Source organism: Anaerococcus sp. (assembly GCF_022770135.1).
Classification (GTDB): Bacteria; Bacillota; Clostridia; order Tissierellales; family Peptoniphilaceae; genus Anaerococcus.
Window position 1 is genome coordinate 1 of sequence record NZ_JALEIL010000150.1, and the last position, 2,029, is coordinate 2,029.

The 2,029-nt window shown below is 36.8% G+C and carries 3 protein-coding genes and 1 pseudogene; 1 reads left to right on the top strand and 3 read right to left on the bottom strand.

Translation table 11 applies throughout. From position 1 onward, the window contains the following. From MRZ08_RS07605 to MRZ08_RS07615, 3 genes and pseudogenes are all read right to left on the bottom strand, one after another. Positions 1–246: pseudogene (locus MRZ08_RS07605) on the bottom strand (hypothetical protein); the annotation flags it as partial. After that, complete coding sequence (locus tag MRZ08_RS07610; protein WP_297381313.1) at positions 247–930, bottom strand: ABC transporter ATP-binding protein; 684 nt, start codon at positions 928–930, stop codon at positions 247–249. Next, entirely contained in the window at positions 917–1,288 is a 372-nt protein-coding gene (locus MRZ08_RS07615) for a GntR family transcriptional regulator (RefSeq protein WP_297381316.1), read from the bottom strand. The genes MRZ08_RS07610 and MRZ08_RS07615 overlap by 14 nt, the downstream gene beginning before the upstream one ends. A gap of 132 nt (positions 1,289–1,420) precedes the next feature. Between MRZ08_RS07615 and MRZ08_RS07620 the strand changes: the two genes are divergently transcribed. Then, positions 1,421–2,029 (top strand): ABC transporter ATP-binding protein (locus MRZ08_RS07620; RefSeq protein WP_297381320.1); only part of this gene is annotated, 609 nt, incomplete at its 3' end.

A 2,029-nucleotide genomic window follows, 5' to 3' on the forward strand; every position in this document is an offset into this window, starting at 1 on the left:
GCTTGAGTAAAGGGCTGCATATTTTCCATAAAATCTATTGTGATCATTTCCTACGAGAATGACAAGAGCTATAAGGGGACCTGCCATTAGGATAGTTACGGCTATAACTGTAATTATATTAAAGCCTTCAAGCCTTGTGAAATGAGTTAGGGAAAGACCTGCAAAGGCTCCTAAAAGAGGAATAAATAACCAAGGAAGAATTGCAAAAAAGTCTTCTTTCATTATCTGCTTGAGTAAGTTTTTCATCTAAATTACCTCCGTAAAGTATTCTTCGACACCCATATTTTTATTCTCTCTGATATCGTCTACTCTTTCATTTACTACAATTTTCGCTTGATCTATAAAGATTGCCCTATCGAGGACTTTTTCTATTTCACCTATGAGGTGGGTAGATATTAATAAAATTCCTTCATAGTCGAAATTATCTATTATAGTTTGAAGGATGACCTTCCTAGACTTTGGGTCAATCCCGCTCATTGGCTCATCCAGAAGATAGACTTTACTTTTCCTTGAAAGACTTAGGGCGATTTGAATCTTCTCTTTCATTCCCTTGGAACATTCCTTGATTTTTTGGTTTTTATCAATGCCGAAACCTTCAATTAACTTTATGAATTTTTCTTCCTTAAAGTCAGCAAAGAAATTTCCATAAAGCTTTCCAAGCTTATAAATCTTTAGAGATGGGTCAACTGGCAAGTGGTCTGGCTGATAGGAGACGTACGCGTTTGTCTCTCCTCCTGGATTTTTCCCATCGATCTTAACCTCACCCATATAATTTCTCTCAAGACCTGAAAGTATCCTAAGTAGGCTGGTCTTTCCTGAACCATTCTCGCCGAGAAGGCCTACGATTTGCCCTTTTTCTATATTTAAATTTACATGATCTAAGACTGCACGCCCTCCATAAATCATAGTTAAGTCCTTAATTTCTATCATAATCTTCCTCCCAATATTTCTTAAGTAATTCTATCGATTCATCCTTTCCTAGATTCAGATTGACCGAACCTGTAATAAAGTCATCGGCCAATTGGTAAAAGGCCTTGTTGGATAACTTATCAATAGATGATTCATCCTCTGTTACAAATCTTCCAGCGGTCCTCTGGCTTAGGCAAAGACCTTCCCTTTCTAGCTCCTGAAGGGCCCTTTGGACCGTGTTGGGATTTACCTCATAAATCTTGGCCAAATCCCTTACTGGAAGGATCTTCTCTCCAGCCTTCCAATCTCCTACAGATATCTTGATTTTGAAATCCTCGAGTAATTGGAGGTAAATGGGTCTATTGTTATCAAATTCCATCTCAGCTCCTTTTTGTATTGTTGTATTATTATCTTAGTACAATAATACCACCTCTAGTAAATTTGTGCAAATAATTTTTTAAACTTTTGCTCCCCCCATCTTTCTGTTATAATTATCAAAAAGGAGGCGATTATGAAGTTAATTATAAACGGTCTAAGTAAGAGCTTTGGCAAAAAGGAAGTCCTGAAGGATGTATCATACACTTTTAATCAAGGTGAAGTCTACGCCCTTTTGGGAAGAAACGGAGCTGGTAAGACGACCCTCTTTAAGCTAATTAACGAGTCTTTAGACAAAGATTCGGGAGAGGTTCTTTTAGAAGAAGATGGGAAGAGAAATCCAATCGACTTTAAGGATGTGTTTTTTATGGTAAGCGAACCAGAACTTCCTAAGTTTCTTACAGGAAGAGAGTTTATTAGCTTTTTCATAGAAGCAAATCGTGAAAATATAAAGAATCTTAAGAATATTGATGAATATCTAGAAATTGTTGAACTCGATAAGGATGACTCAAATAGGCTAATCCAAGATTACTCGACAGGTATGAAAAACAAACTCCAGATGCTGATGTTTCTCATCCTAAAGCCAAAAGTTATCCTCATGGATGAGCCTCTCACAAGTCTCGATGTAGTAGTTCAACTTCAGATGAAAAGAATTATTAGGGATATACATAAGGACCATATTATTATTTTCTCAACTCATATCCTCCAACTTGCCAAGGATATATGCGATAAAATCGTCCTTCTT